Source organism: Tenacibaculum sp. TC6, assembly GCF_050606265.1.
In the GTDB taxonomy this organism is placed as follows: Bacteria; Bacteroidota; Bacteroidia; order Flavobacteriales; family Flavobacteriaceae; genus Polaribacter.
This window is the reverse complement of record NZ_JBOCUK010000006.1, coordinates 134,070-160,596: the sequence shown is the minus strand read 5'-3', so window position 1 is coordinate 160,596 and position 26,527 is coordinate 134,070. Positions and strand designations below refer to the sequence as shown.

Annotated in this window: 21 protein-coding genes and 1 other RNA gene; 5 read left to right on the top strand and 17 right to left on the bottom strand. The window is 33.0% G+C overall.

Annotation, left to right across the window (positions count from 1 at the left end):
• Window positions 1–91 precede the first annotated feature (91 nt).
• The 4 genes from rny to ACQY1Q_RS05485 all read right to left on the bottom strand — a co-directional run bounded on the left by rny (window position 92) and on the right by ACQY1Q_RS05485 (window position 2,482).
• Window positions 92–1,657: a ribonuclease Y gene (rny, locus tag ACQY1Q_RS05500; RefSeq protein ID WP_431004283.1), complete on the bottom strand. Its 1,566-nt coding sequence runs from the start codon at window positions 1,655–1,657 to the stop codon at window positions 92–94.
• 48 nt (window positions 1,658–1,705) lie between these two features.
• A non-coding RNA gene (gene ssrS, locus ACQY1Q_RS05495) (6S RNA) lies at window positions 1,706–1,813 on the bottom strand.
• Between the two features lie 75 nt (window positions 1,814–1,888).
• Window positions 1,889–2,176: a cell division protein ZapA gene (locus tag ACQY1Q_RS05490; protein WP_431004282.1), complete on the bottom strand. Its 288-nt coding sequence runs from the start codon at window positions 2,174–2,176 to the stop codon at window positions 1,889–1,891.
• Between the two features lie 12 nt (window positions 2,177–2,188).
• Window positions 2,189–2,482 (bottom strand): hypothetical protein, encoded by a 294-nt coding sequence (locus ACQY1Q_RS05485; protein ID WP_431004281.1) that lies wholly within the window; start codon window positions 2,480–2,482, stop codon window positions 2,189–2,191.
• A gap of 148 nt (window positions 2,483–2,630) precedes the next feature.
• Here ACQY1Q_RS05485 and ACQY1Q_RS05480 point away from each other — a divergent pair, with 148 nt between their 5' ends.
• The 4 genes from ACQY1Q_RS05480 to ACQY1Q_RS05465 are packed head-to-tail and all read left to right on the top strand — an operon-like array spanning window position 2,631 to window position 8,324.
• Entirely contained in the window at window positions 2,631–4,322 is a 1,692-nt protein-coding gene (locus ACQY1Q_RS05480) for a M23 family metallopeptidase (protein WP_431004280.1), read from the top strand.
• 12 nt (window positions 4,323–4,334) lie between these two features.
• Window positions 4,335–6,779, top strand: a complete 2,445-nt coding sequence (locus ACQY1Q_RS05475; protein ID WP_431004279.1) for a TonB-dependent receptor — start codon at window positions 4,335–4,337, stop codon at window positions 6,777–6,779.
• A 41-nt stretch (window positions 6,780–6,820) separates the two neighbouring features.
• Window positions 6,821–7,402 (top strand): Crp/Fnr family transcriptional regulator, encoded by a 582-nt coding sequence (locus ACQY1Q_RS05470; protein ID WP_431004278.1) that lies wholly within the window; start codon window positions 6,821–6,823, stop codon window positions 7,400–7,402.
• Between the two features lie 52 nt (window positions 7,403–7,454).
• On the top strand, window positions 7,455–8,324 hold the full coding sequence (locus ACQY1Q_RS05465) for an SDR family oxidoreductase (protein WP_431004277.1): 870 nt from the start codon (window positions 7,455–7,457) through the stop codon (window positions 8,322–8,324).
• A gap of 145 nt (window positions 8,325–8,469) precedes the next feature.
• Here ACQY1Q_RS05465 and lgt read toward each other — a convergent pair whose 3' ends face one another.
• From lgt to ACQY1Q_RS05400, 13 genes are all read right to left on the bottom strand, one after another.
• Window positions 8,470–9,339: a prolipoprotein diacylglyceryl transferase gene (gene lgt / locus ACQY1Q_RS05460; RefSeq protein ID WP_431004276.1), complete on the bottom strand. Its 870-nt coding sequence runs from the start codon at window positions 9,337–9,339 to the stop codon at window positions 8,470–8,472.
• Window positions 9,340–9,404: 65 nt separating this feature from the next.
• A complete protein-coding gene (gene yidD, locus ACQY1Q_RS05455) occupies window positions 9,405–9,647 on the bottom strand; it encodes a membrane protein insertion efficiency factor YidD (protein ID WP_431004275.1) in 243 nt (80 codons plus the stop codon).
• Window positions 9,641–10,162: a GNAT family N-acetyltransferase gene (locus ACQY1Q_RS05450; protein ID WP_431004274.1), complete on the bottom strand. Its 522-nt coding sequence runs from the start codon at window positions 10,160–10,162 to the stop codon at window positions 9,641–9,643. Before ACQY1Q_RS05450 ends, yidD begins: the two co-directional genes overlap by 7 nt.
• Before the next feature lie 6 nt (window positions 10,163–10,168).
• Window positions 10,169–11,650, bottom strand: a complete 1,482-nt coding sequence (gene cysS, locus ACQY1Q_RS05445; RefSeq protein ID WP_431004273.1) for a cysteine--tRNA ligase — start codon at window positions 11,648–11,650, stop codon at window positions 10,169–10,171.
• 162 nt (window positions 11,651–11,812) lie between these two features.
• Window positions 11,813–13,684: a T9SS type A sorting domain-containing protein gene (locus ACQY1Q_RS05440; RefSeq protein WP_431004272.1), complete on the bottom strand. Its 1,872-nt coding sequence runs from the start codon at window positions 13,682–13,684 to the stop codon at window positions 11,813–11,815.
• Window positions 13,685–13,788: 104 nt separating this feature from the next.
• Entirely contained in the window at window positions 13,789–14,415 is a 627-nt protein-coding gene (locus ACQY1Q_RS05435) for an SIMPL domain-containing protein (RefSeq protein WP_431004271.1), read from the bottom strand.
• 180 nt (window positions 14,416–14,595) lie between these two features.
• Window positions 14,596–15,189, bottom strand: coding sequence for a hypothetical protein (locus tag ACQY1Q_RS05430; RefSeq protein ID WP_431004270.1), 594 nt, complete (start codon window positions 15,187–15,189; stop codon window positions 14,596–14,598).
• Window positions 15,190–15,636: 447 nt separating this feature from the next.
• The gene (locus ACQY1Q_RS05425; protein WP_431004269.1) at window positions 15,637–17,187 is read right to left on the bottom strand and encodes a fibronectin type III domain-containing protein; all 1,551 of its coding nucleotides are present in this window, start codon (window positions 17,185–17,187) and stop codon (window positions 15,637–15,639) included.
• An 83-nt stretch (window positions 17,188–17,270) separates the two neighbouring features.
• Window positions 17,271–18,359 (bottom strand): helix-turn-helix domain-containing protein, encoded by a 1,089-nt coding sequence (locus ACQY1Q_RS05420; protein ID WP_431004268.1) that lies wholly within the window; start codon window positions 18,357–18,359, stop codon window positions 17,271–17,273.
• Between the two features lie 179 nt (window positions 18,360–18,538).
• Window positions 18,539–22,336, bottom strand: coding sequence for a hybrid sensor histidine kinase/response regulator transcription factor (locus ACQY1Q_RS05415; protein WP_431004267.1), 3,798 nt, complete (start codon window positions 22,334–22,336; stop codon window positions 18,539–18,541).
• Between the two features lie 289 nt (window positions 22,337–22,625).
• Window positions 22,626–24,146 (bottom strand): PspA/IM30 family protein, encoded by a 1,521-nt coding sequence (locus ACQY1Q_RS05410; protein ID WP_431004266.1) that lies wholly within the window; start codon window positions 24,144–24,146, stop codon window positions 22,626–22,628.
• Window positions 24,103–24,672 (bottom strand): hypothetical protein, encoded by a 570-nt coding sequence (locus tag ACQY1Q_RS05405; protein ID WP_431004265.1) that lies wholly within the window; start codon window positions 24,670–24,672, stop codon window positions 24,103–24,105. Before ACQY1Q_RS05405 ends, ACQY1Q_RS05410 begins: the two co-directional genes overlap by 44 nt.
• On the bottom strand, window positions 24,665–25,213 hold the full coding sequence (locus tag ACQY1Q_RS05400) for an RNA polymerase sigma factor (RefSeq protein ID WP_431004264.1): 549 nt from the start codon (window positions 25,211–25,213) through the stop codon (window positions 24,665–24,667). The genes ACQY1Q_RS05405 and ACQY1Q_RS05400 overlap by 8 nt, the downstream gene beginning before the upstream one ends.
• A 102-nt stretch (window positions 25,214–25,315) precedes the next feature.
• Here ACQY1Q_RS05400 and meaB point away from each other — a divergent pair, with 102 nt between their 5' ends.
• Complete coding sequence (gene meaB, locus ACQY1Q_RS05395) at window positions 25,316–26,386, top strand: methylmalonyl Co-A mutase-associated GTPase MeaB (protein ID WP_431004263.1); 1,071 nt, start codon at window positions 25,316–25,318, stop codon at window positions 26,384–26,386.
• The last annotated feature ends 141 nt before the right edge of the window (window positions 26,387–26,527 follow it).

The following is a 26,527-nucleotide window of genomic DNA, read 5'->3' as shown; positions in this document are numbered from 1 at the left end:
AAACACATGTTTGTTGAGAGATTTTATATCTTTAATCATACTAAAAAACTGTAATGGTTTTTTAGGACGACACATCTTATAAACTGTAACCTTATTTAGCTACGTTTACAGCTCTGGTTTCACGGATTACCGTAACTTTTACTTGCCCCGGATACGTCATATCATTTTGAATTTTTTGCGAAATATTAAATGATAATTCTGCCGCTTTAGTATCACTTACTTTAGCACTTTCAACCATAACACGTAATTCACGACCTGCTTGAATTGCATAAGCCTTTTGTACACCTGTAAATCCAAAAGCAATATCTTCTAAGTCTTTTAATCGTTGAATATAACTATCTAAAACTTGACGTCTTGCTCCCGGACGTGCTCCTGAAATAGCATCACAAACCTGTACAATCGGAGCAATCATACTCTTCATTTCAACTTCATCGTGGTGAGCCCCTATAGCATTACATACATCTGGTTTTTCACCATATTTTTCTGCCCATTGCATTCCTAGTAAAGCGTGTGGTAATTCACTTTCAGTTTCCGGTACTTTTCCTATATCGTGTAATAAACCGGCTCTTTTAGCTGCTTTAGCATTTAAGCCCATTTCTGCAGCCATAATACCACATAAGTTAGCTACTTCACGTGAATGTTGTAATAAGTTTTGACCATAAGAAGAACGGTACTTCATTCTACCAACGGTTTTAATTAATTCAGGATGTAAACCATGAATACCTAAATCAATTACGGTACGCTTACCTACCTCAATAATTTCTTGATTGATTTGTTTTTCAGTCTTCTTTACAATTTCTTCAATTCTTGCCGGGTGAATTCTTCCGTCCGTAACTAATTTGTGCATAGATAATCTGGCAATTTCTCTACGAACCGGGTCAAAACAAGAAAGAATAATTGCCTCCGGAGTATCATCTACAATAATTTCAACACCTGTTGCTGCTTCTAAAGCCCTAATGTTTCGTCCTTCTCTACCTATAATTCTACCTTTTACGTCATCTGATTCAAGGTTAAATACAGATACACAGTTTTCAACTGCTTGTTCTACTCCTACTCTTTGAATGGTATTTAATACCACTTTACGAGCTTCTTGCTGAGCCGTCATTTTAGCTTCTTCAACTGTATCTTGAATAAAAGCCATTGCATCTGCCTTAGCCTCTTCTTTTAATGAAGCTACTAATTCAGTTTTAGCTTCATCTGCAGACAATCCTGAAATCTGCTCCAGCATATCTACATGGCGCTTATGTAACTTCTCTATTTCAGCTTCTTTCTTTTCTAAAAACTCAATTTTAAAATCGTAGTCGGCTTCTTTTTTCTCTAATTCTTTATTCAATTTTTTAGTTTTATCTAATTCCGAAGATACCTGACTTTCTTTGTCTCTAATTCTCTTCTCAACGTCAGAAACTTTTTTCTCTCTAGATAAAATTACCTTTTCGTGTTCTGATTTTAGCTCTATAAATTTTTCTTTCGCCTGTAATATTTTATCTTTCTTTATCGCTTCAGCTTCTACTTGGGCTTCTTTAACTATATTTTTAGCTTCCTTCTGAGTCTCTTCTATTAACTTATTAGCCTTCGTTTTCTCTAACATTTTAGCAATAAAAAAACCTATTGCTAAACCTATAATTCCTGCCAAAACAGGAAATAATACTCCTTCCATAATTTTAATTTGATTGTATAAAAAAAGCCCACATTAATAGTGTTCTATAAACTCCGTATAAACAGGTTTAGGACTAACTGATTGATCAAGAATCCAAAATAATTTGGCATACTTTACTAATCATGACTCATCCTTTTTAATTGAATAGTGTTGAGTTTATTAAACTATAGTATTAATGCAGGCAGTATATTAATATTTATCTGTTTTCTGTATTTAAAAGAACTTTTATTTTTATAAATGAGCATCTAACAAATCTGTTAATGCTTTTATTTTATTTAATGCTTCTTTCTCTTCTTTTTCTTTACTTATTGATGTTATTTCTAATTTAGAAGCAAATTGTAATGCACACATAGCTAAAACGTCTTGTTTATCGGCTACTGCATAACTTTCTTCAAATTTAGCAATTAATTCGTTAATATTTTTAGCTGCTTTACGCATTCCTTCTTCCTCATCCGTACTATTTACACTCAACGGATACGTTCTGCCGGCTATTATAACATTAACTTTTAACTTTGTCATGTAAAGAACTTTTTAAGTACTCAAGAGGGTGATACATTTATCAATCTCTCTTACCAAAGCATTTATTTTGAGTTTTGTTTCTCTTGTATTATTATCATTACTGCCCTCAATAGTTTTTGCAACTTTCAACAAGTCATATTCTTCTTGTTTTTCCTTCAATTGTTGCTCTTTCTCCTGTAATAAATGTTGTAACTTAGCGTTATTTTGAAATAAAATATTATTTTCTTCTTTCAAAAATTCATAATTAGAAAGTAACTTTTTCAGTTTATCTTCCAGTAAATGAATTGCTTCTTCAGTGTTACTCATTAATTTTTTAGAATAAAACTATTTTTACAAAGTTATTAATATAGATTAATTTAACAAATTTTTTACACCTTTTTAGTAACATCCTCTTTTTAAAGTACCTATCCATTTATAATTATTTTGCTAATTTTGTTGAAAAACCATTGCAATTTTGAAATTTTACCTTATCACTTTTTCAGTATTTATAAGCATGATTATCCATGCTCAAACACCCTATCCAAAAAATTATTTTAACTCCCCTTTAAAAATTCCTATCATACTTTCCGGTACTTTTGGTGAGCTACGTAGTAATCATTTTCATTCAGGTATCGACATTAAAACGCTTAACAAGGAAGGATTGCCAATTTATGCTCCGGCAGATGGTTATGTTTCAAGAATACGAGTTGCTCAATACGGCTATGGTAAAGCTTTATATATTAACCATCCTAATGGTTATACAACGGTATACGGGCACTTACAAAGATTTGCTCCTCCCATAGAAGAACATGTAAAAAAAACACAATACAAAAAAGAAACCTATTCTATTAACAACCTATTTCCAAAGCCTGAAGAATTTCCTATAAAAAAAGGGCAAATTATTGGTTACACCGGAGATACAGGAAGTTCCGGAGGTCCTCATTTACATTATGAAATCAGAGATTCAAATACTGAAAAGATTATCAATCCTCTTTTTTTCGGACTGGATGTGAGTGACAGTATTAAACCTTCTATTCAAAAATTAATGGTGTATCCGTTAAGTGAAGATGCCAGAGTAAATGATTTTGCCAACCAAACTATTTTAGACTTAAAAGAAGTGAAAGATGGTGAATATATTACTAATAGAATTACGGCTTGTGGTACTATTGGCTTTGGAATTGGTGTTTTTGATCGCCTTAATGGTGCTTCCAATAAAAATGGTATTTATAGCTTAGAAATGAAAGTAAACGGCTCTAGAGTATATTACCATGATGTTGAAACTTTTTCTTTTGCTGAAAGTAAGTTTATTAACCTTTTAATTGATTACCCTTATTATAAACAGTTTAAAAACAAAATTCAAAAAACACATAAAGTAGCAGCCAATAAACTAAGTATTTATAAAGACTTGGTAAACCAAGGAACCATTGCTATTGAAGAAAATGCTAATTATACAATTGAGATTATTAGTAGTGATTTTAACCAGAATACTACCCGTATAAAAGTGCCTGTAAAAGGTGTAAAAAGTAATTTAATATTTAAGAAGTTAGACACTACCAATTATAAAATTAAGGCATCCGAATTCAATCAATTTCAACTACAAAATGTTTCTGTTGCTTTTCCTAAAAACACTTTTTATGAAGATTGCTTTTTAGATTTTAAGCTTGAAAACGGTGTTGTTAAAGTTCATGACCCTATTTTACCGTTAGATAAGCGATACACGCTTACTTTTGGCATTTCTCATTTATCCGATCCTCAAAAGCAGCAAGTATACATAGCTAATGTGGATAATCCTAAATACCCAAGGTATGTTTCAACCAAGAAAAAGCTAGACAAAATATATACTTCAACAAAATCATTAGGAAGCTATACGTTGAATTTTGACACTCAAGCCCCTACTATTGAGCTTCTTAATTTTTATAATGGTCAGTGGATTTCTAAAAACAACACCTTAAAAGTTAGAATTAAAGATAAAGAAACCGGAATTCGTGATTATAGGGCTACCATAGACAATCAATGGGTGTTAATGGAGTACAATCATAAAAAAGGAATACTAACTTATGATTTTAATGATAAAAAGTTGGTAGGTAGCAAACATATTTTTAAAATTGTAGTTTCTGATAACGTGGGGAATACCAAAATGTTAAACGCTACGTTTTTTAGAAAGTAAATACAATACATTTTGAAACAACTGATCGTTATACTTTTATTTCCTGCTCTTATTTTTGCTCAGAAAAAAGCAACTGTTAAAGGAATAGTTACAGACAAATACAACAACCCTATTGAAAATGTTGCTATTTCATATTTACAGCAAGGAACTACCACTGATAAAAATGGTAGTTACCAATTTAACATTCCTATTCATAAAACGGTTACGGTAGTATTTAGCCATGTTTCTTTTAAATCATTTACTAAAAAATTTACAGCCAGAGGAGTTAAAACGTTTGTTTTTTCTCCTAAACTTGAGGCTACCAGTGAAAGCTTACAAGAAATCATTGTAAAAAACAATAAAAAAGAAGTAGAAGGTATTACCAGAATTAACACAAAAAAAGTACAGAATTTAGTAGGTGCTAATGCCGGTGTTGAAAATGTTTTAATGACTTTACCCGGTGTGAGTAATAACAATGAATTAAGTACTCAGTACAATGTTAGAGGAGGTAATTTTGATGAGAATTTAGTATATGTTAACGGAATAGAAATTTATCGTCCGTTTTTAATTCGTTCCGGGCAGCAAGAGGGATTGAGTTTTATTAATCCGCATATGATACAAAATATAGATTTCTCTGCCGGTGGATTTCAAGCTAAATATGGCGATAAACTTTCATCTGTTTTAGATATCACCTATCGAAAACCTGTTGACTTCGGAGCACAAGTTGATGTAAGTTTATTAGGTGGTAGCGCTACTATTGAAGATACATTTGCTAATCAGAAATTAAGTGCCATATTAGGCGTTCGTTATCGTGATAATAGCTTATTTGTTAACAGTAAACAAACAGAAGTAAACTTCAGACCTCAATTTACAGATATACAAACCTATCTTTCTTACGCCTCTTCTGAAAAGCTAACCTTAAACTTTTTAGGAAACTTTTCTTTAAACAATTACAACTATCAACCCTTAACCAGAAAAACTCGTTTTGGTACTATAGCAAACCCTCTTGAGCTTATTGTTTTTTATCAAGGTCAGGAACAAGATAAGTTTCAAACATTGTTCGGAGCTTTTTCTGCTGATTATACAGTTAATGAAAACCTTAATCTTACCGGTACGTTTTCTTCTTTTAATACACAAGAAGAAGAACATTTTGATATTGCTGCCGCTTATAGTTTAGGAGAAGTTGATAGCAACATAGGTTCTGAAAACTTTGGTGAAGTTGCTTTTTCGCAAGGCATTGGTTCGCAAATTAACCATGCTCGTAACGATTTAGATGCGTTAATTAATGCGGTACAAATAAGAGCAACTCTTAAGCAAGATAAAAATGAATGGAGAGCGGGTATAAAATACCAAACTGAAAATATTAAAGATCGAATTAATGAATGGGAAGTTATTGATTCTTTAGGCTTTTCTGTACGTCCACCTCATCATAGTATAAACAATCAACCTTATGAGCCTTATACCGGTCCTATTGAACCTTATCAAAACGTAAAAGCGCAAAATACAATAGACATTAATCGTATTTCCGGTTTTACACAATTAAGTAGAAAAACACATTGGGGAGAGCATCAAATATGGATAAACCTTGGTGTAAGAGCTCAATACTGGAAAGTTTCAACAGGAAATCAATCTTCAAAAGGTCATACCATTATTAGTCCCAGAGCACAATTTGCCATCAAACCTAATTGGAATAGTGATATGTTATTCAGAATTTCAGGCGGATGGTATTCTCAACCTCCTTTTTATAAAGAGCTACGTGATTATGACGGACAGATACATCCTGATGTAAAAGCACAAAAATCGGTTCACCTTGTTGCCGGAAATGATTATAGTTTTTCGATGTGGCAACGTCCTTTTAAATTAACCACTGAACTTTATTACAAAAACTTAAGTGATGTAAATGCCTATTCAGTAGATAATGTTCGTATACGCTATAGGGCAGATAATGTAACGGAAGCTTATGCTTACGGATTGGACGTTCGTTTAAACGGAGAGTTTGTTCCGGGGAATGATAGTTGGGTGAGTTTTGGTTATTTAAAAACAGAAGAAAACATTGATAACAGAGGTTATATTGCCCGCCCTACAGATCAACGTTTAAAGTTTGGGGTTCTTTTTCAAGATTATGTTCCTAATCTTCCGGATTTAAAAGCTTATCTAAATATTGTATATAATACCGGGCTTCCGGGAGGGGCTCCTGCTTATGCTGATGTGTATAAATTTCAAAGTAGGTTAAATGATTACAAACGTGCAGATTTGGGAGTTTCTTATGTGCTTACAGATGCTAACAAACCTATTTCTACTGGTTTCTTACGTCATTTTAAAGAGTTAACCATGGGGTTAGAACTCTTTAATATATTTGATATTCGTAATGCTATTACCAATACTTGGGTACGTGATGCTTACAGTAAACGTCAATATGGAATTCCTAATTACATGACAGGTAGAGTATTGAATTTTACTGTTAAAATGAAACTTTAACACTAAAAAATCAAGTACAATTTTCTATTGCTTTATTAATTATGCATCAACTTATAGAAAACATTAAAGCCTATACGCCTTTAACTAAACAGGAAATAGAGTTACTTACAACTTCTACAGTAAAAAGAACGTTTAAAAAAAATGAGCTTATTTTTTCTGAAGGTAAAGTAGCTAATGATATTTTTTATGTTTCAAAAGGATGTGTTCGTTTGTTTTACAATGCTAATGGTACAGATAAAACAGCTTTCTTTTACGTAGAAGGTCAGTTTATCTGCGCCGGTGAAAGTTATACCTTTAACATTCCTGCCATAGAAAACTACCAAGCTGTTGAAGAAACTGAATTATTTGTTTTTAATAAAGCTGCTATAGAACAACTCTTACTAAAGGCACCCAAGTTTGAACTTATTGCGCGTATTGCAGTAGAAAATGAATTGATAACGTGTCAAAAAGTAATTGCTTCATTTGTTACCAAATCTGCCGAAGAAAGATATATTGATTTGCTAACTACTCAAGGTGACTTATTTTTACGTGTTCCGCAACACTATATTGCTTCATTTTTAGGGGTATCACCAGAAACATTAAGCAGAATTAAAACTCGTGTACATAAAAAACTAACTTCTTGACGTTCGTCAAGAGTATTCCTTTTTTACTCGGCTAACTTTGCATAAAAAACAAATGACTTCACCAAAAGTATTAGTAGCCGGTGCTACCGGCTATTTAGGAAATTATATTGTACAAGAATTAAAAAGTCGTGGATATTGGGTACGTGTTTTAATAAGGAAAGAAAGTCAAAAACAACGATTTGAAAATGTTGATGATTTTTTTGTTGGTCAAATAACTGATTCTAAAAGTTTACAAGGAGTTACTAAACATATCGACTGGATTTTTTCTACGATCGGAATTACGCGTCAAAAAGATCACCTAACCTACATGCAGGTAGATTATCAAGGAAATTCAAATTTATTAAAAGAAGCTTTAAAAGAAAACGTAACTTCTTTTTTATACGTTTCAGCACTCAACGGAAATCAACTAAAACACCTGAAAATTTTTGAGGCTAAAGAAAAGTTTGTTGAAGAACTTACTAACTCTACTATTCATCATTGTATTATGCGCCCTAATGGTTTCTTTTCTGACATGAAAGATTTTCTATGGATGGCAAAAAAGGGACGAATGTATTTATTTGGAGAGGGAAATTATAAGTTAAACCCAATTCACGGAGCTGATTTAGCCAAAGTGTGTATTGATAGCCTACGTGAGGGTAAACAGGAAGTAACAGCGGGTGGAATGGATATTTTTACTCAAAATGAGTTAGCTACATTAGCACTTCAGGCTTGGAGTATGCCTATTAAAATTACACATTTACCGGACTGGACAAGAAAGCTTACCATTTTTTTGTTCAGAACGTTTACCTCCTCAAAAACATATGGTCCTATAGAGTTCTTTTTAACAGCAATGGCCAATAATAATATTGCTGATACCTACGGAACACACAAGCTAGCTGATTTTTTTAATGAGGAAGTTACAAAGCTAAAGCAAACCTTATAAGCACTTTTATACAATTTTTAATTACGAATTATCAAAAATCAATAAGCTATCCTCTTAAACTTGAATTATGCGAAACATATATAATCCGTATTATAACTTTAGTTTTTAAAAGTAAAAATCCGAGTACATGTACTCGGATTTTTTATTATGCTGTTTCTTGCTTTGTTTTTCTAAACATTAGCCATAAGCCTATTAAAACAAGTGGTACACTTAGTACTTGGCCAGTGTTGAGTGAGTTAAACACCCAATCTTCTCTACCTTCTACTTGTGGTTCTTTTAAGAATTCTATAAAGAAACGTAACGACCATAAGGCTACCATAAATACCCCAAATAAAAATCCTCTTTGATTCTTTTTATTGGTTTTCCAATAGAAGTACCATAACACAAAAAATAAAATTAAATAACTAAATGCTTCAAATAATTGTGTTGGATATCTTGGTTCAGTTTCTCCTGCTCTTGTAAAAATAACACCAAAACTACTTCCTGTTGGTTTTCCATAAATTTCAGAATTAAAAAAGTTTCCAAAACGGATAAAGAATCCTGCTAAGGCTACCATAATTCCTAAACGATCTAATATAAATAACCAAGAATTAGATCTGTCAATATGTTTTTTTGCATAAAAGTATAACGAAATAGGAATAGCAATGGCAGCACCATGACTTGCGAATCCTGTAAATCCTGTAAACTTCCACCCTTTTAACAGTCCAAATAAAGCTGTAGCTCCTTCGTGTTTTTTAATGGGTAGAATAATTTCTAATAAATGGTTTTGATAGTAATCCCAGCTATAGAAAAAAACGTCTCCTAAACGCATCCCTATTAACATTGAAACAAAAACGTACATAAATAAAGGATCTAGTTTCTGAACAGGAATTTTATCTTCTATAAATATTTTTTTCATTAAGTGTAGGCCTAGTACAAAAGCTATTACAAACATTAAACTATACCATCTAATACCAAAACTACCTATTTTAATAATCTCAGGGTTCCAGTCCCAAACTATAGATAAAAAACTCATTTATTATTTATTTTAAGTGTCGTTATTCCTTGTATTACAAACTCTTTTATAACAACGTTATTATATTATTTTTTCTCTTTTTTCTCCGGTACAGGGTCATAACCGCTTCCTCCCCACGGATGGCAACTGAATATTCTTTTTACCGCTAACCAACCTCCATAAAAAAGTCCGTGCTTTTGCAGTGCTTCAATTGTGTAATGTGAACACGTTGGTGTGTATCTGCAAGTTGCCGGTGTAAAAGGCGATATAGCCGTTTGATAAAAACGAACTAAAAGGATAAACGGAAATGTTAGTATTTTTTTTAACATAAATCCCAATCTTCTTTTAAAAGTTCATAACGTTTGTCTGTACAGCTATCTTTTGAATTATAAAACTCTTTTACCGGAGTAAAAAACTTTTTTAACACTCTTTCTGAAGCTTTATTTTCTACCCAAACATCAGCTGTAATTTTAGGGATTTGTAATAAAGAAAAAGAATAGGCAATCATGCCTTGGGTTATTTCAGTTGCATACCCTTTACCCCAATAATTTTTTCTGAACCTATACCCTATTTCTTTATCTTGCTCATCATTGGTTAAAAAAGTAACCAAGCTGATCATTTCATCATCATCATGTAAAAAAACACCTAAAAGACTTCGGTTGTTATTGAGAATGTTTCCGTTAAAATTAACAGCTTCTTCAAACTTTTTATAAACTTCTTCTGTTGATGGTTTTTCCTGAGGGATTGCCGTAATAATCTCATTGGCACACAACAATTCTATAAACTCATTTTTATGAGTTGGTTGTATGGGGTTTACGGTTAATCGCTCAGTTTGAAAAATCATGATTGATTAATTTACGGTAAATGTAGTTCCTTCTCTACCATCTTTTAACTGAATACCCAATGCAAGCAATTCATCACGTATTTGATCTGACAATGCCCAATCTTTATTGTCTCTTGCTTCTTTACGTAGCTTAATTAACAGTTCAACAGTACCTTCTAATTTATCTGTGCTTTGTTGTTGGTCTTCATTCAATAATCCTAAAATGTCAAATACAAATACATGTAATGTTGTTTTTAAGACCACTAAATCTTCAGATGAAACGCTTACCTTATTGTCTCTTAACAGGTTTATGAATTTAACCGCTTCAAATAAATTAGCAATCATAATTGGCGTGTTAAAATCATCATTCATAGCATCATAACATTTCTGTCTCCATGCCTGTACATCAAAATCGGTTGTTGTTTTTCCTGCTTCTACTGTACTTAGCATTTTAACCGCTTCCATTAGTTTATTGTAGCCTTTTTCAGCAGCTAATAGTGCATCACCTGAAAAGTCAAGAATACTGCGGTAATGTGCTTGCATATTAAAGAAACGTACCACCCCTGCGCTAAATGCTTTCGGTAAAATATCATTGTTACCTGTTAGTATTTCATCAGGTAAAATATAATTTCCTGTTGATTTGGCCATTTTTTGGCTATTCAACAACAACATATTAGCATGCATCCAGTAATTAACCGGTTGCACACCTGAGCAAGTATGTGATTGTGCTATTTCACATTCATGGTGTGGAAATTTTAAATCCATTCCTCCACCATGAATATCAAACTGTTCTCCTAAATATTTTGAGCTCATTACAGAACATTCTAAATGCCATCCTGGAAAACCATCACTCCAAGGTGAAGGCCAACGCATGATATGACGATCATCTGCTTTTTTCCATAGGGCAAAATCTTGCGGATTTCTTTTATCTGACTGTCCGTCTAATGTTCTGGTATTATGAATAGCATCTTCAATAGTACGCCCGGATAAAATCCCGTAATGATGATTTTCATTGTATTTTAGTACATCAAAATATACAGATCCGTTTACTTCATAGGCAAATCCTTTATCCATGATTTCTTTAATCATTTCTATTTGCTCTACAATATGTCCGGTTGCTGTTGGCTCAATACTTGGTGGTAAAAAGTTATATTTTGCGGCTACTGTATGAAAATCTACCGTATAACGTTGCACTACTTCCATAGGCTCTATTTCTTCCAAGCGTGCTTTTTTAGCAATTCTGTCTTCTCCTTCATCAGCATCATTTTCTAAATGTCCGGCATCGGTAATATTACGTACGTATCTAACTTTATAGCCTAAATGTAATAAGTAACGAAACACCATATCAAATGACATAAAGGTTCTGATGTTTCCTAAGTGTACGTTACTGTAAACTGTAGGCCCACACACGTACATTCCTACTCTTCCTTCAGTTACAGGTTTAAAAAGCTCTTTGCTTTTAGATAATGAGTTATATATTTTAAGTTGGTTTTCTTTGTATAATTCCATAGAAAAAATGACTATTAACAGACGCTAAAGATAGGCACTTTATAAAGAATAATGAAATGGAATTAGAAGTAAGTTTTGCTATTATACTTACAGGAGTTTTCACGGTTGTTAATTGTACCGTAACTTTTTATTTTAGCCTTAAGATTTAATAATTATCCCTCTTTATTGCTTTATTATTTTTTGTGTTCGTTTTTTATTTCCTTGTTCTACTACTAAAAAATAAAGTCCGCTTTTAAGCTTGTCTGTAACTATTGATTCATAGGTTGAATGGTTCTTTTTTTCTATAATTTTCTTTCCTAACACATCTACCAATGTTACTTTTACTTGGGCGCCGGATGTTGTACTTATGTATAACTTATTAGCACAGGGTATGGGATACACTTTAATTTTGTCTTTGAATATTTCGTTATCAGAAAGCACATCAGCATCGTATTCAAAGGCTCCCATATCTTTTTGACTTTCTTTAGGGCGTGGCGTATTGTTAGCATCAAAAAAAACAGGTACTATATTTTCTCCCAGGTTTATTCCCGGGCTAGTGGCTGTTATATTATAATTACTAATAGTGTTTATATGGCTATCAGCCTCTTGTAGTTCTTCTGTATAATTAGGGGTATCAGTTACTAAATTATGATCTTCTGTAATATTGGTATTTCCTGAGCCTTGTGCTAAGATGGTTCCTAAATTGGTATTAGAAACGGATACTAAATTGTTTTTTACTGTTACATTGAATGAGTTTTGTACCAATGCTAAATTTCCTGAGGTAGTAGCTAATTCCGGCAAAGGTCGCCAATTAAAAGTGTTGTGATAAATGCTAACATTGCCTGAAAGCACTCCATTTCCATCATTATGAATGCGCACGGCGTTGGTGTGCCCGTCTATCACATTGTTTCTGATAGCTACTTCGGTGGCTTCAATATTTATGGCACTAAAGGCATTTTCATATTGCTGCCCTGTGTAATTGGTACTGTGCCCTATATAATTACCCTCTATAGTTACTTGGGAAATTGCAGCTACTGTGGCTGAATTTTGCGGGTTAACCTCTAATATTCTGTCGAGTTTATTACGATAAATCATTACATGACGCTGTCCATCACCTCGAATCGTAATAGCCGTTTTTGTATCGTTCAGTCTTGATAATGTATTATAGGCTATGTATTGTTTTTCTCCTCCTTGAATTCTTATTCCATGTTCCGGTTGTTGTGTACCTATTACATCATCTAGGGTATTGTTTACAAATGAAAATTGGTTACTGTCTCCTGAATAGACTCCTAACACCCCGGTATGGTGAATGATGCTGTTAAAAATTCCCATGAGTGAAGATTCATCCTGATAAATAGTTCTGTTTGTTGCGCCTTCCAGTTCTAATCGTAATCCTACAATATTGCTTGATCCATTTTCAACGGCAAAACAGGTTGTTGCCATAGTTGTAGTAACCACCAAATGAACATCCATTACACAAATTCCGTGAGAGTTATTAATATACACTACTCTATTATTTGTTGCTTGCAATACAGGAGTCTGTCCTTCTCCATAAGCACCGATTATCATGTTTCCTCCTACTTTATTATTTAGGCTTTGGGTTATACCTGCAAAGGTTTCTCCTCTTTTAAACAAAATTCTGGAGTTTGCCTGTAATTGTTGAAAGGCATGGTTTGCTGTTTGCCATGGGGTGGCTTCCGAAAGTCCGTTATTTGTATCTGCTCCTGTTTGAGAAATATAATATGTAGTACCTGTAAAAGGCAACACCGTAATAGTTATGGTGTTACTATCTGTATTTCCATTAGCATCTGTAGCGGTGCAGGTAACGGTGTACTCTCCGGGAGTTTCAAACACATATCCGGCAACCATTCCTTTGGTCGTAGTATATTCCGTTGCTTCAGTAATATGAGTAGTATCAAAATTCCATGAAAAATCGGTATCAACTAATGCCATAGTTTCTTCTAAACCGGTACTACCCGTAGCATCAAAAAAGACATATAAAGGTGCTGTTCCGGAAAGGGAACTTGCTTCTATAACTAGCTTTACTTGCCCCATAATACCTGTGCTTAGTAACAGAAAAAATAAGCTGCTTATATACCTCTTTTTAATCATGTTTTTTTAGATTGAGATTAAACGATGTAATTCCGTTTTGATAGTTGTTATTTAACTGTATATACCACCTGAATTGTACTTATGTATTCTCCTACAGGTCTATCATAATAAATATAATTTTCTACTGTTCCGGTATTTATAGTAGCCTCTGTTACTTCTACTACTTTATCTATTTTTTTACCTAGGGCTACTGCCATCAGAGAGGCTTTAGTATAGGCATCTTCCAAGGCTTGTACGTATAAATCTTCGGTTACTTTTTTAGTAATATTAAGTATAGCCACTGCTTTTAAGTTATCTACGCCATTGGCTTTCACTTTAAGAAAGGTTCTCATTTTTTCAATTGACGTAGTATTGAATTCATAAATAATTCCTTCTTTGCCATAATTGAATGATTCATAACCAAATTCGTACGGTTTCTTCGTAAACATGGTCCATGAAATACCTTTTTCTTTTAGTTGTGATTTGTAATGTTCTTCTATCTTAGAAAGGTCCGTAATTTCATCAGGGTAATAGGCATTTAGGTTTTTACTTATTGAAATAATTGCCTTAAAAGTTGGTTTTGTATCTTCATAAGTAGCTTTGCCGTTTACTTTTATTAACGTTGAATTGGCTTCCTGAGAAAATGCTGTTGTTAGCCATATACATGGTAGTAAAAATAGGTATATTGATTTCATACGAATAAACTTAAGTTAAACATTTAGCTTTTAACACCTTATAACACTTGATAAAAAAGCCTCTAAATCGACGATATGACGAGGTATTCTTTTCCTTTTGTTAAGGTGATTGGCTTATTTTACTATTTTGAAAGAGCAAACAGCTCTAAGTATTAGCTTTAGAGCTGTTTTTTAATAGGGTTATTGAATGTTAAACAGTTGAGTAATTTCTTCATAAGTCATTTTTGTATAGTCAATTGTTGACTGTACTCCTCCTTTTGAACTTGATTTTCCTGAAGCAGCCACGCCTCCCGGAATGATTACATACCTGTATTCATCAAAAAATGTAAACAAATTACTACCTCCATCTGTCGTAGTAACTCTTAGTTGCAAACCAATTCCTCCTGTTACCTCTGCCAAAACATAGTAATAATACTCATTTTGTGAATGCAGGGTAAAAGGTAATGTATAAACTCCTGCATTGGCTCCTGAATTCCTTCTTCCATATACCAATGCTACATCGGTATCTATATTAAACTCTGAGCTATTAAAAACATCAAGTCCCATTAAATTGGTTTGTTGTGCTCCTCCAACTAAAAAGTTTACCGGCATCCATGCTGAATAAATTACGTTTGCCGTTCCGGGTTCTCCCTGCTCTCCTTGGGTTCCTTGATCACCTTGCACCCCTTGTTCTCCTTGTGGCCCTTGTGGTCCGATTTCTCCATCATCTCCACTACATGAAATCATTCCAAACACCATCAGTGCTACTGTTAAAATTTTTGCTATTTTTTTCATTTTGTTATTGTTTTTTAAATCATATACACAAAACTACCTATCAACGCAATCTTCAATATCCAGTTTATTTTAGTTTCAATAAATCAGGATATTTTTTTCCTACAACACTAACATTTAGTGCTATTAAGTTTGATATGTATAATGGAAAAGGCTTTTGGTACCTAATGAAAATGGTATTTCGTGCCTACTGGAAAAGACATTTGGTGTCTAATGGTAAAAGTATTCTGATTAAACCAACTTGTAAATTCACCCTCTACAAGCATTTAAAACCTATACCCTGTCTCATAAAAAAGAGTTTATTTGAAAAAACAGTTTTGTATCGTTTTTGTGATGTATTTAAACAACTATATAAAAAAACCTGCAACGCTACGTTGCAGGCCTGGAAAAACTAAAGTGGTTGGTTCGGGTTTTACATCACTTTAATTATCTATAATCCAACTTATCTATTTATTTTCCTTTTAACTTCAATACCCAAAAATCATCATCTCCGGTTTCGCTTTCACCTTCTCCTGTAATATGAGTGTACCAACTACCACTTACCCAGTAATTACCATATGCATCTTGTTGTACTGAATAGGCATAATCATTTCCGGTACCCCCATATTGTTTGTGCCACTCTATGGTACCCGCTGCATTTAACTTAACCACCCAAAAATCGGTACCCCCATGGTTTTCAGAAAAATCGGCATTGGATGATCTTGAGCCCCCCACGGCTATACACCCGTTATCAGACGTTGGGCACACTTCATTGATAAAGTCTGAATCGGTGCCTCCAAAAGTTTTAGTCCATATTATATTTCCTGAGGCATTTAATTTGATAAACCAAGCATCTGAACTACCATTATTATCTGTAACCTCTCCGTCACTTGAATCACTAGAGCCTCCTATTAAGTATTCACCTGAGGCTGTTTTTTGTATTGAATTTCCCCATTCGTTTTTAGAGCCTCCAAAAGTTTTACTCCACAGTACATTGCCATCTTCATTTAATTTTACGACAAGTATATCACGCGTACCATTTGCCGTTTCTGTGGCTCCAACGGCCATATACCCTCCATCATCTGTTTCTGTAATTGCATAAGCAAGGTCTCTTTTTGCCTCGCCAAAATGTGTATGCCATTCTACATTACCGTCTGTATCAAGTTTTACTACCCATGCGTCTGACTGTCCGTTAACTCCTATTTCATCTGAGCTCGAAAATCCGGCTACTACACAACCGCCATCAGAAGTTGCTGTAATGCCTTCAACAATATCATCTTTATTTCCTCCAACGGTGGTTTTCCATTGTATATCTCCCGCTTCGTTTAGTTTTACAATCCAATAATCTCGCATTCCATTGTTAGCTTCTACCTGATTGTCAAATGATGATGAAAAGGCACCTACGATATAGCCTCCATTGTTTGCTTGGCATATGCTGTGTATTACATCTTGTTTGGTGCCTCCATAGCTTTTTTGCCATTGTATGGTTCCTTCTTTGTTTAATTTTACCAGCCAACAATCTTGCCCTCCTCTATTAAGGGTAATATCTCCGTCTGTTGATTTTGTTGATCCTGCTACCAAACATCCTTCATCATTGGTTAATAACACACTGTAAGAAATATCACTTAAACTTCCTCCTAATGATTTTTCCCATAGCAGGCTTCCTTCTTCTTGATTTATGGCAGGGGTTAAGAAAGAAAATGTGGCTGTTGTGGTTCCGCCATTTTGGTTTGTAGCTACTACTTTTCCATTGTAAGTAGTTTCCGGTTGTAAATTGGTAATATTGTATGTGGTTTCGGAAAGGTTAGCTACAACAGAGGTTTCATTGAGATAGATGGTATAGCTAATTTTATCTGTAGTTACTGCTTTATTCCATTGTATGGAAGCTGATTGAGCTGTTATAGTTACTACTTTTACTTCAAATGGTTCCGGGTTTTTGTTTTCAATTACCTCTTCTTTAGAACAGGCTACCATGCATAGAATTATGCATAACGTTAGGTATTTTTTATATAGAACACTCATAATTCAACGGTTTTTCTTCAAATATACCCGCATCTTTTACCGTAAGTATCCTGTAAGTTTTAGTTTCAATAAATCAGGACTTTTTATTCTTCACAGTAGGGCTTATTTTTTTCTTTGTATTGTTTTGGCGACATTCCTGTGTGTTTTTTAAAAGCGTTGTAAAAGGCTGATTTAGAATTGAAGCCCGCTTCTAGTGCCATAGATACTATGGTGTAATTAGAAAAATGTTTGTCGTTCATCTTTTTTTTAACATCGTTTACACGGTGGGTATTTATATAGTCTGAAAAGTTACAGCCTTGTATTTTATTAATGATTTGCGACAGGTAATTGCTACTAATATTCAATTGCTCAGCTACCGCATCTAAGCTTAAAGTATTGTTTCTGTATACTTTTGAGTGTTCTAATAGTTGTTTTAGTTCTTGAAAATAGATATTATCATCTTTTATATTGATTCCTTTTTGGTATATCTGTTGTAGTTTTTTTTCTAATAAATCAGCAACTAATTGAAATAGAAAAAGGTGGTTTTTTTTAAAGAAATTAGGTTGGGCGTTTTCAGAGTCTAACACTCCAATAACTTTTTTGTTAACCTTTATAGGTACTGCTAATTCTGATCTTCTTATTTTATCATCTACAATGTATCGGCTATCTTTATTGGTGTCTTTTATAAGTTCATATTTTCCTGTTTGAGCAACCGTACCCACAATGCCTTCTCCCATGGCAATGGTAATAGGACTCAAAATTTTTTGTGCTGCTTCGTTTCCTTTATTTCCATAGGCTGCTTTTTGTATTAGTTTATTGTTTTCTACATAATATAATACGCAGTCTTCTAACCCCAGTTGTGAAATACAATTTTTTACAATATCCCAAAACACGGTTTCAATACTGTTTTTAGTAAATAATGATGTGGCAAAATAAGAAAGAATGGTTAGAGTTTCCGGTAATGTTTTTTTTACGTATTTCTGTTGCTCTTCAGAAACTAAATCGTTAACTATATGAGAGTGTTTTTCAAAATAAGACTGATACTTTGTGTTATGTATTTGCTCTTTTTTAAGTACTTTACCGGCAATGCAAAGTTTGCTGATTTTTCTGTTAACCGCTATTTTATGATTGTTTAAAAGCACACTGCTTAAAATAAGTGTACTAGCAAAGTATATGTAACCTTGTATTTCCATGACCCTTTTTTTAGTTGTTCCAGTTTTTGATTTACGTTTTGTAAACCTTGTTATAAAGGTATTTACTTGGTAATTTACCTATTGGTAACTGGGTTACATCTTTAGGTATTTTGGTTACTTTACAGGGCTTTTATGCAGTTTATGCACGCATACTTTACAATTTCTAATTAAAAATAGTGCTATATGGTTTCTCTGTATGTTGACGGTGCTTTTCCGTATTCTTCTATAAATACTTTTGTAAAATAGGAAGGATCTTTAAATCCGGTTTTGTAGGCTATTTCTGCAATAGTAAGTTCTTTTTCTTTTAATAGATGTTTGGCTTGATCCAGCTTTACTTTTCTTATGTATTTTGACGGGGATACACCTGTTAAATTTTTCATTTTTCGATATAAGTGTACCCTACTTAAGTTCATAGACGTTGCCAATTGCGGAACGCCAAAGTTTTCATCATGCATATGTGTTTTTACACACTGTAATGCTTTTTCCATAAAACCTTGAATAGCCACATTATCTACTTTGGTTTCTATATTTTGTTGATAGCTTTGTTGTATTTTTTGACGTGAGTCAATAAGGTTTTTAACTCTAAGTAATAATTCTTCTTTATGAAATGGTTTAATGATGTAAGCGTCTGCTCCTATTTTAAATCCTGTTAACTGATCTTCTTTTGATGATTTTGCCGTTAATAATAACAGGGGAATATGATTGGTTTCGGTAGTTTCTTTTAGTTTTCTTCCTAATTGTATCCCGTCCCATTCAGGCATCATAATGTCAGACACTACCAAATCGGGCACATGTTTTTCACATAGTTCCCATGCTTCTTTTCCGTTATGAGCAACTATAACGGTGTAATAGGGTTGTAAACACGTTATTAAATAGCTACGTATTTCTTCATGATCTTCTGCAATTAACAGTAAAGGAATTTCATCATTCATTGATATAGGAAAAAGATGCTGTTCTTTATGTAAAGAAGCCTCAACTTTTGGGGTATGTTGCTGTATGATAAACTGTGTTCCTATCTCTTTTATACTTTCAACACGAATAGTTCCTCCTAAGAGTTCTACTAATTCTTTGGTTAATGTTAACCCTAACCCTACTCCTTTTGTGTTATTTTTATGTTCTTTTGAAAATGGCTCAAATAATTTCCTTAGAAAATCCGGTCCCATTCCTATTCCGGAATCTTGTACAATAACGGTTAATTCTTCTAAGGAATCTTTATAAGTAACCACAACCTTTATGTTCCCTTTTTCTTTAGTGTATTTTATAGCGTTTGAAATAAGGTTCATCAAAATTTTGTTCCACTTATCATGATCAAATTGTAGTACTAATGTATCGTGCGAGCAATGACAGCTTAGTGTTAGTTGCTTACTTTCTGCCACAGAAGAAAATGAAGCTACATTATTTTTTACAAAAGCCACAAAGTCATCTGCAATCTCTTCTATTTTTAGCTGGTTGTCTTGTAACCGTGCTATTTCCAGTATTTGTTCTATTTGTTTATCTAAGTAATCTGCTTGATGTTGAATTTGGGAAATATGTATTTTTTGATGTGCCTTTTTTTCTTGTAATTGTTCTAATGCATTAAAAATAACGGTTAACGGAGTTCTAAACTCATGCGCTATTTGATTGAACCAATTATTTTTAGATACCGCTAATGCTTGTACTAACTCTTTTTCTTTGTGAGCTACTTTTTTCTGCAATTGTAGTTTGTACAAAACAGTTGCTAAAAGCAACATAAGAATTGCATAAGCTACATAGGCCGTATTAGATTGATACCAAATAGGAATAACCTTTATAGAAATTGTAGGCAAGTGTATTTGCCAACCTTTGTTTAAGGTGTAGGCTTTTACGTGAAGTTGGTAATTTCCTTTGGGAAGATTTGACAATGTAATGCTACCTTCTTCTTTTGGAGGTAACCAATTGTTATGGTAGCCTTTTATATAAAATTGAAAACGAATGTCTTCATTCTTTTCAAAAGTAGGTATTTCAAAAATAAAGGTTACGTTTTGATCTTCTGGATGTATTTGAAACACTTGTTGGTTATTTTTTAGCGGATATTTAACTTCAATAACGGTATCTTTTCTATGTATTTTATAGGAAGTTACCAATAATTTAGGGGCTTGTTTATCTGTGGACTTTAATTCTTTAGGGTTAAAATAATGCAGCCCTCTTTCTGCTCCCATCCAAATAGTTCCTTGCTCATTTTTGTAAACAGCTCCTAATAGCATACTATTACCATACAAACCATCTTTTTGTGTAAAATTGGTAAACTCATCATTGTTAGGGTTAAATGCTATAATACCGCTACTTGCTGTACTTAACCATAATTGCCCAGAAGTATCATTAGTTATTCCGTAAATTTTATCGTTTACCATACCGTCTTTTCTAAGGTATCTGGTAAATTTATCGGTAGACACATTTAAACTATTAAGTCCTCCATCTGTTCCCAACCAAAGTAGTCCGTCTTTATTTTGATGGATCGCTTGTACTATGTTAGAGCTTATACTACTAACGTTATTAGGGTTGTATTCATAATTCTTTATCTTATGTTTTGTAGCTGTAACCGTACCAGATGCTGTTACTTTAAAAAGGCCTGCCCCTGTGGTGCCTATCCAAATAGTATCATCCTGATCTCTATACATGGCTACAATACCTATATTGCTTTTTGTAAGTATTGGTATTTCAAAAAACTCGTTTGTTTTTAAGTTGTATATCTGTACCCTGTTCCATTGAGAAATCCACAATCGGTGATTCCCGTCTTCAATAATATCCCAATCAAAATTAGGATTCAATCCTTCATTAGTAATAAACTCAACAGTTTCTTTTTTTGGTTCTATTTTTACAATAGCCGATATTCCTTTAGGCGTTTTTCCAATAGCGTACAAATAACCATCAGAAGCGTAACAAATAGATTTAAAGTGCTGTTGACTAATTAACTTTTTCTCTTTTTGTTCCGTATTCCAAACATACAATCCTTCTGAAGTTGTAAACCATATTTTGGAGGGGGTTTCAATCACTTCCCTTACAGCTTCATTATGCCCCAACACCGGGTGCCTGAAAGGTTTATGGGGTATTAATTGATATAACCCCAAATTGGTTCCGAACCAATAATTGTGTTCTTTGTCTTGAAACATACTTACAACCTGTACTATTTCAGAATGTGCTATTCCTAATAACTCTTTTGCGTTGAAAAGTTTACCGGTTTTTATGTTTGAAGAAAATCTGTAAATAGTATCGCCTGCATTTACCCATATATTTTTATAAATATCTCTATACATAAAGGGTTTGCTTTCTAAAACACTTTGGTAATTGGTGGTAAACTTAAGCGTTTCTCTTTTCCAAGTAGTTTCTTTTTTATGAACAAGAAGCAGCTTTGTTTTTAAATACACCAGCATACTATCAGCACTTATTTGAAAAAAATTAAGCACCTCTTCATTAAATTCATGCTCTCTTTCTATTTTTTTCCCATCTAATTCAAAAATTACATTTTGTGTGGCTACTTGTAATTTTTCTTTATATGGGTGAATGTTTGCCACTCTTTTAGTGTAGAGTGATTGTAACTGTTGTGTTGTAGTAGTATAAGAATAGATTCCGCTAGATGATGAGATAAGTAGGTTAGCATCCTCCGGAAGTACATCATGAATAATTAACGGAGAATTTTCTTTAGAATTATTGGTTGGTAATAATGTAAATGTTTCCTGATACGGTGCTAACTTAGTTACACCGCCTCCAAAAGTTCCGACATATAAATCTGGTCCTACTTGAGTAATTGATTTTACCCAATTTGCTTTTAGTGCTGTACTATCTCCCGGAACGTAGGTAAATATTGTAAATTTTTTTCCGTCAAATCTGTTAAGCCCATACTGTGTACCTAACCAAATATATCCGTCTTCATCCTGAAAAATATCCGATATCCAGTCGTTAGACAATCCATCATTAACATCGTAATGTTTTACATTGAATGATACCTCTTTTTGAGCCATTAATGTGCCTCTGAAAAAGAGTAGTAAGATACCCGAAAGTAAAAAGTATTTAAAATAACATCTCACTAAATGTATTCTAAGTTTTTAGTTTGCATTCATTTAAGCTTATAAACTTAACAAAACTAACAACGATAACCGAATTTGTTTATTTGATTATTTTTTACAAAAAGTGGTGAAACCTTATTAATTGATTGTCTTTTTAATAGAAATAAGGCTGATGCTTATTATTTTTAGGCAAATAATAGCTTATCAGCAAATTATATAAAACGTAGTTTTTTCTTATCCTCTTCTAGTTTTTAATTTTTAGTTGACTGTACTTTCCTTCAATCTTTATTTTTTTATCTTTTGAAGTCAACACAAAATTTCCGTTATATTCAACACCCCCTTCTTTCAAGTTGTTAACTCTGTCACTTTCTATGTTAAATGCTTGCCCTAAACCTGCTAAGTTGATACTTGCATCTGAGTAATGTAAAAGTACTTTTAGGTTATTATAATTGGAGTTTACCGTATTTATTTTTAACTCTCCGAATTTATTATCCACCTCTACATTCTTATATACATTACTTAATACAACTCCTGAAGAATTGGTATTCAGTTTGGTATTAGTAACCGATGCTAATTGAGCATCGGTTACATTATTCAAGAACAACGTACAAGCGTTTAATGAATTTATATTTACAGGTGAATACGAAATGATTAATTCTCCCCCATCAAGTGCATCAGCTTTAAATGCCCCATAGCTAACCTTTCCTGAAGCTTTGGTTTTGGGTAAGCTAACTTTACTGTAGCGTGTATTTAAATCAAAGGTTGCTGATTTAGGAACTTTAACCGTAATTTTTTTAGTAATCTTTACCTTTTTCCCGTTTACCATTAAATCATTTCTACCTGAAGAAAAAGAGTAATGCACACGGCCTTTATTCATCTTTTCTCTAGCCTTATGCATTTCTTCTCTGGCTTTATGCATTTCTTTTCTAGTTCTTTCTAATTCTCTTTGAATTTCTTCTCTGTTAATTTTTCTAACTTCTGCTCTTGCTTTTGCCAGTTCTCTCCTTAATTCCTTTTGATTGATTCTTTCCTTTTTTACTCTTTCCAATTCTTCTTTAATTTCTTTTTTTCTTTCCTCCTGATGCTTTTTAAACTCTTTGTATTTATCACTTTTCTTAAACTCTTCCCATTCTTTTTTTGATTTAATGGTAATATCGTTTACGCCGTCTTTCCACTGAAAAAAGTAATTCCCTCCGTCTTTAGCATACTTATCAAAATCAAATTCGATGTTTTCTAAACCTGTTACGATTTCATTAAAATTAATCTCCGGGATTACTATTTCCGGAATCTCAGGTACTTCAGGCATCTCTGGTATTTCGGGCATTTCAGGCATTTCCGGAACTACTGTTATATTATCTTCATCGCCTAATTGATAAACCTTCGGAAAATTATTTTCTGACGAATTAAAAAACACAATATTATTTCCTAATGAGCGGAAACTACTTTTATTGGCATTAATTTGTACTTTACTTTTGCTTCCTAAAGCTTCAAACTTCCAGTTATTTAGGTACTCTTCAGCTTCTTTTTCATTTAAGCCTTCTATTTCAATAACCGCTTCTACAGAAACTTCGTTTTTATTCCAGGTAGTTACATCAATCTCAGCATTAGAGGCATTGATATTTACAACTACATCTTTATTGGTATTAAAATTTTCGCTAAACTTTTTATTGTACTTCTGAGCAGATACTGCTCCGGTTACTAACAGTAAAAAAATACTGATGTTAAATGGTTTGAATGTCATTTTGATTTGGATTTTTAAATTCATGTAATTGCTTTTGCATACGTTTTAACAGCTGTAAACGTAATTGCAGGTTTCCAATCAATGCATTGATAGTATCATCGTTAACTCCTTTTATATTGAGCTCATTGGTTAACGACTTATATTCATTTGTTAAACCTTCCAGTTGAGTTAAATACCCATCAAATAATTCTTTATTATCTTTTGTTAACTCCAGTTGGCTTAATTCGTAATTAATTGTATTAATATAATAGGTTTCTATTGTTTTTAATTCCGGTGAAATGCTTCCCAAACTAATTTGATTTGTTTGAATTTTAGTTTCATCTCCATTAGAAGTATCTATTGTTTTTATTGAATAAAAGTTAACTCCTAAACTAACCAACATTACAATAGATGCCGCAATGTATAACCAACGATATGTTTTTTTACGAGGTTTTTTTTCTTCGTGCAATTCTTCCATTAATTTTTGTTGAAAACGTGCACGATGGTTGGTTGATAACTCTACTTTATGTTCTGTATTATTTTTTAATATCTCTCTAATATCTTTATGCATAATACGAGGTTTTTAATTGTTCTTGTACTTGCTTTTTACCCCTCATTAAATGAGTTCTGGATGTTGCTTCTGAAATACCTAAAATCTGTCCTATTTCAGTATGATCATACCCTTCTAATAAATACAGGGTTAATACTATTCTATATTTTTCACTTAACTTTTCAATACATCCTACGATGTTTTCATAAGTAATTCCTGATGCTACTTCCCAATCACTTTCTTCTGTTATCGAAGTAATTTCTTCATTCATTGAAATCACTGTTAGTTTTTTCTTTTTTAACCAATCTATACTTTGATTAATTACTATTTTTTTTAACCAGGCACCAAAAGCAACTTCTTCTTTATACGTTTCTATTTTTTTAAATGCTTTTATAAAAGCATCCTGCATTACATCTTCTGCTTCATACGTATCTTTCACATAACGTAAAGCTATAGTAAACATAGCCTGACTGTACAGGTCATACAATTGCATTTGTGCTTTTGCATCATTCCGCTTACAAGCTTCTATAATAGGTTGATGTAACTGTTTAGTTGCTCTCATTGTTGATTTCTTGCCTTAATAGACGAGTCTTTTTTACGGGCGTTTCATTTTTGCCTAAAATTTTATTTCTAAATTTACATTAATATTTTGTTTATTACTTAAATGGTACCAAAAGACAAGTCGGCATTATCAGAAAAAGATGGGGTTTCACAGCCTGAAACCACCAGTGAACAAGCTGCTCAAAAAATAAAATTAAACAGAAGAAAACAAACCTCTGTAAGTGAGTTTGTTGAAAAAATTATAGCCGGTGATATTACTTATTTAAGTAGAGCCATTACTTTAATTGAAAGCACACAACCTAAACACCAAGAGAAAGCGAATGAAATTTTAAATGCTTGTTTGCCCTATGCTAATAGTTCTGTAAGAATTGGTATTACCGGAGTGCCCGGTGTAGGTAAAAGTACTTTTATTGAATCTTTTGGTAAACATTTAACTTCTCTTGGAAAAAAAGTAGCTGTATTAGCCGTAGATCCTAGTAGCTCTATTAATAAAGGAAGTATTTTAGGAGACAAAACCCGTATGGAACAGCTAGTTACCGATGTAAATGCGTACATACGCCCTTCTCCTTCTGGTTCTTCATTAGGCGGGGTAGCGCAAAAAACCAGAGAAAGTATTATTTTGTGTGAAGCTGCCGGTTTTAATCATATTATTATTGAAACTGTTGGTGTAGGGCAATCTGAAACTGCTGTTCATTCTATGGTTGATTTTTTCTTGCTCTTAAAATTAGCCGGTGCCGGTGATGAACTTCAAGGTATTAAACGAGGTATTATTGAAATGGCAGATGCTATCGTAATTAATAAAGCAGATGGTGATAATGCTAAAAATGCCAAAATAGCCAAGGTAGAATTTAACAGAGCTTTACATTTATACCCTCCTAAAGAAAACGGATGGATTCCAAAAGTATTGGTAGCCAGTGCGCTTCATCATCAAGGAATTGATACTATCTATACTATGATAGATGAGTACATAACCCATAGTAAAGAACAAGCTTTTTTTAATAGTAATCGAAATGCTCAAAATAAATATTGGCTATTAGAAACGATTAACCAACAGCTAAAAGATAATTTTTACAACAACCCGGAAATTAAAAAACTATTGACTACTGAGATTTCAAATTTAGAAAACGGTAAAACAACTCCTTTCAGTGCCGCAAAACGTTTATTAAATAAATAATAGCATATTAAAAAAGGCTTAAACCCGCACGTTTAAACCTTTTTATTTGTTTGGTACATTTTTCCTTACCATCTAAAAAATAACTTTTAATCTAACTAATAGTTTCTTTTTTTAGCTTTGATGTAGTAAATATCAACAATA

Coding starts and splice junctions, on each gene's coding strand:
- ACQY1Q_RS05465 (WP_431004277.1), top strand. CDS start 7,455: ATGACTTCACCAAAAGTATTAGTAGCCGGTGCTACCGGCTATTTAGGA.
- ACQY1Q_RS05485 (WP_431004281.1), bottom strand. CDS start 2,482: ATGAGTAACACTGAAGAAGCAATTCATTTACTGGAAGATAAACTGAAA.
- ACQY1Q_RS05410 (WP_431004266.1), bottom strand. CDS start 24,146: ATGAATTTAAAAATCCAAATCAAAATGACATTCAAACCATTTAACATC.
- ACQY1Q_RS05470 (WP_431004278.1), top strand. CDS start 6,821: ATGCATCAACTTATAGAAAACATTAAAGCCTATACGCCTTTAACTAAA.
- ACQY1Q_RS05405 (WP_431004265.1), bottom strand. CDS start 24,672: ATGCATAAAGATATTAGAGAGATATTAAAAAATAATACAGAACATAAA.
- lgt (WP_431004276.1), bottom strand. CDS start 9,339: ATGAGTTTTTTATCTATAGTTTGGGACTGGAACCCTGAGATTATTAAA.
- meaB (WP_431004263.1), top strand. CDS start 25,316: ATGGTACCAAAAGACAAGTCGGCATTATCAGAAAAAGATGGGGTTTCA.
- rny (WP_431004283.1), bottom strand. CDS start 1,657: ATGGAAGGAGTATTATTTCCTGTTTTGGCAGGAATTATAGGTTTAGCA.
- ACQY1Q_RS05430 (WP_431004270.1), bottom strand. CDS start 15,189: ATGAAAAAAATAGCAAAAATTTTAACAGTAGCACTGATGGTGTTTGGA.
- ACQY1Q_RS05450 (WP_431004274.1), bottom strand. CDS start 10,162: ATGATTTTTCAAACTGAGCGATTAACCGTAAACCCCATACAACCAACT.
- yidD (WP_431004275.1), bottom strand. CDS start 9,647: ATGTTAAAAAAAATACTAACATTTCCGTTTATCCTTTTAGTTCGTTTT.
- ACQY1Q_RS05490 (WP_431004282.1), bottom strand. CDS start 2,176: ATGACAAAGTTAAAAGTTAATGTTATAATAGCCGGCAGAACGTATCCG.
- ACQY1Q_RS05440 (WP_431004272.1), bottom strand. CDS start 13,684: ATGGGGCAAGTAAAGCTAGTTATAGAAGCAAGTTCCCTTTCCGGAACA.
- ACQY1Q_RS05425 (WP_431004269.1), bottom strand. CDS start 17,187: ATGAGTGTTCTATATAAAAAATACCTAACGTTATGCATAATTCTATGC.
- ACQY1Q_RS05400 (WP_431004264.1), bottom strand. CDS start 25,213: ATGAGAGCAACTAAACAGTTACATCAACCTATTATAGAAGCTTGTAAG.
- ACQY1Q_RS05420 (WP_431004268.1), bottom strand. CDS start 18,359: ATGGAAATACAAGGTTACATATACTTTGCTAGTACACTTATTTTAAGC.
- ACQY1Q_RS05435 (WP_431004271.1), bottom strand. CDS start 14,415: ATGAAATCAATATACCTATTTTTACTACCATGTATATGGCTAACAACA.
- ACQY1Q_RS05415 (WP_431004267.1), bottom strand. CDS start 22,336: ATGGCTCAAAAAGAGGTATCATTCAATGTAAAACATTACGATGTTAAT.
- cysS (WP_431004273.1), bottom strand. CDS start 11,650: ATGGAATTATACAAAGAAAACCAACTTAAAATATATAACTCATTATCT.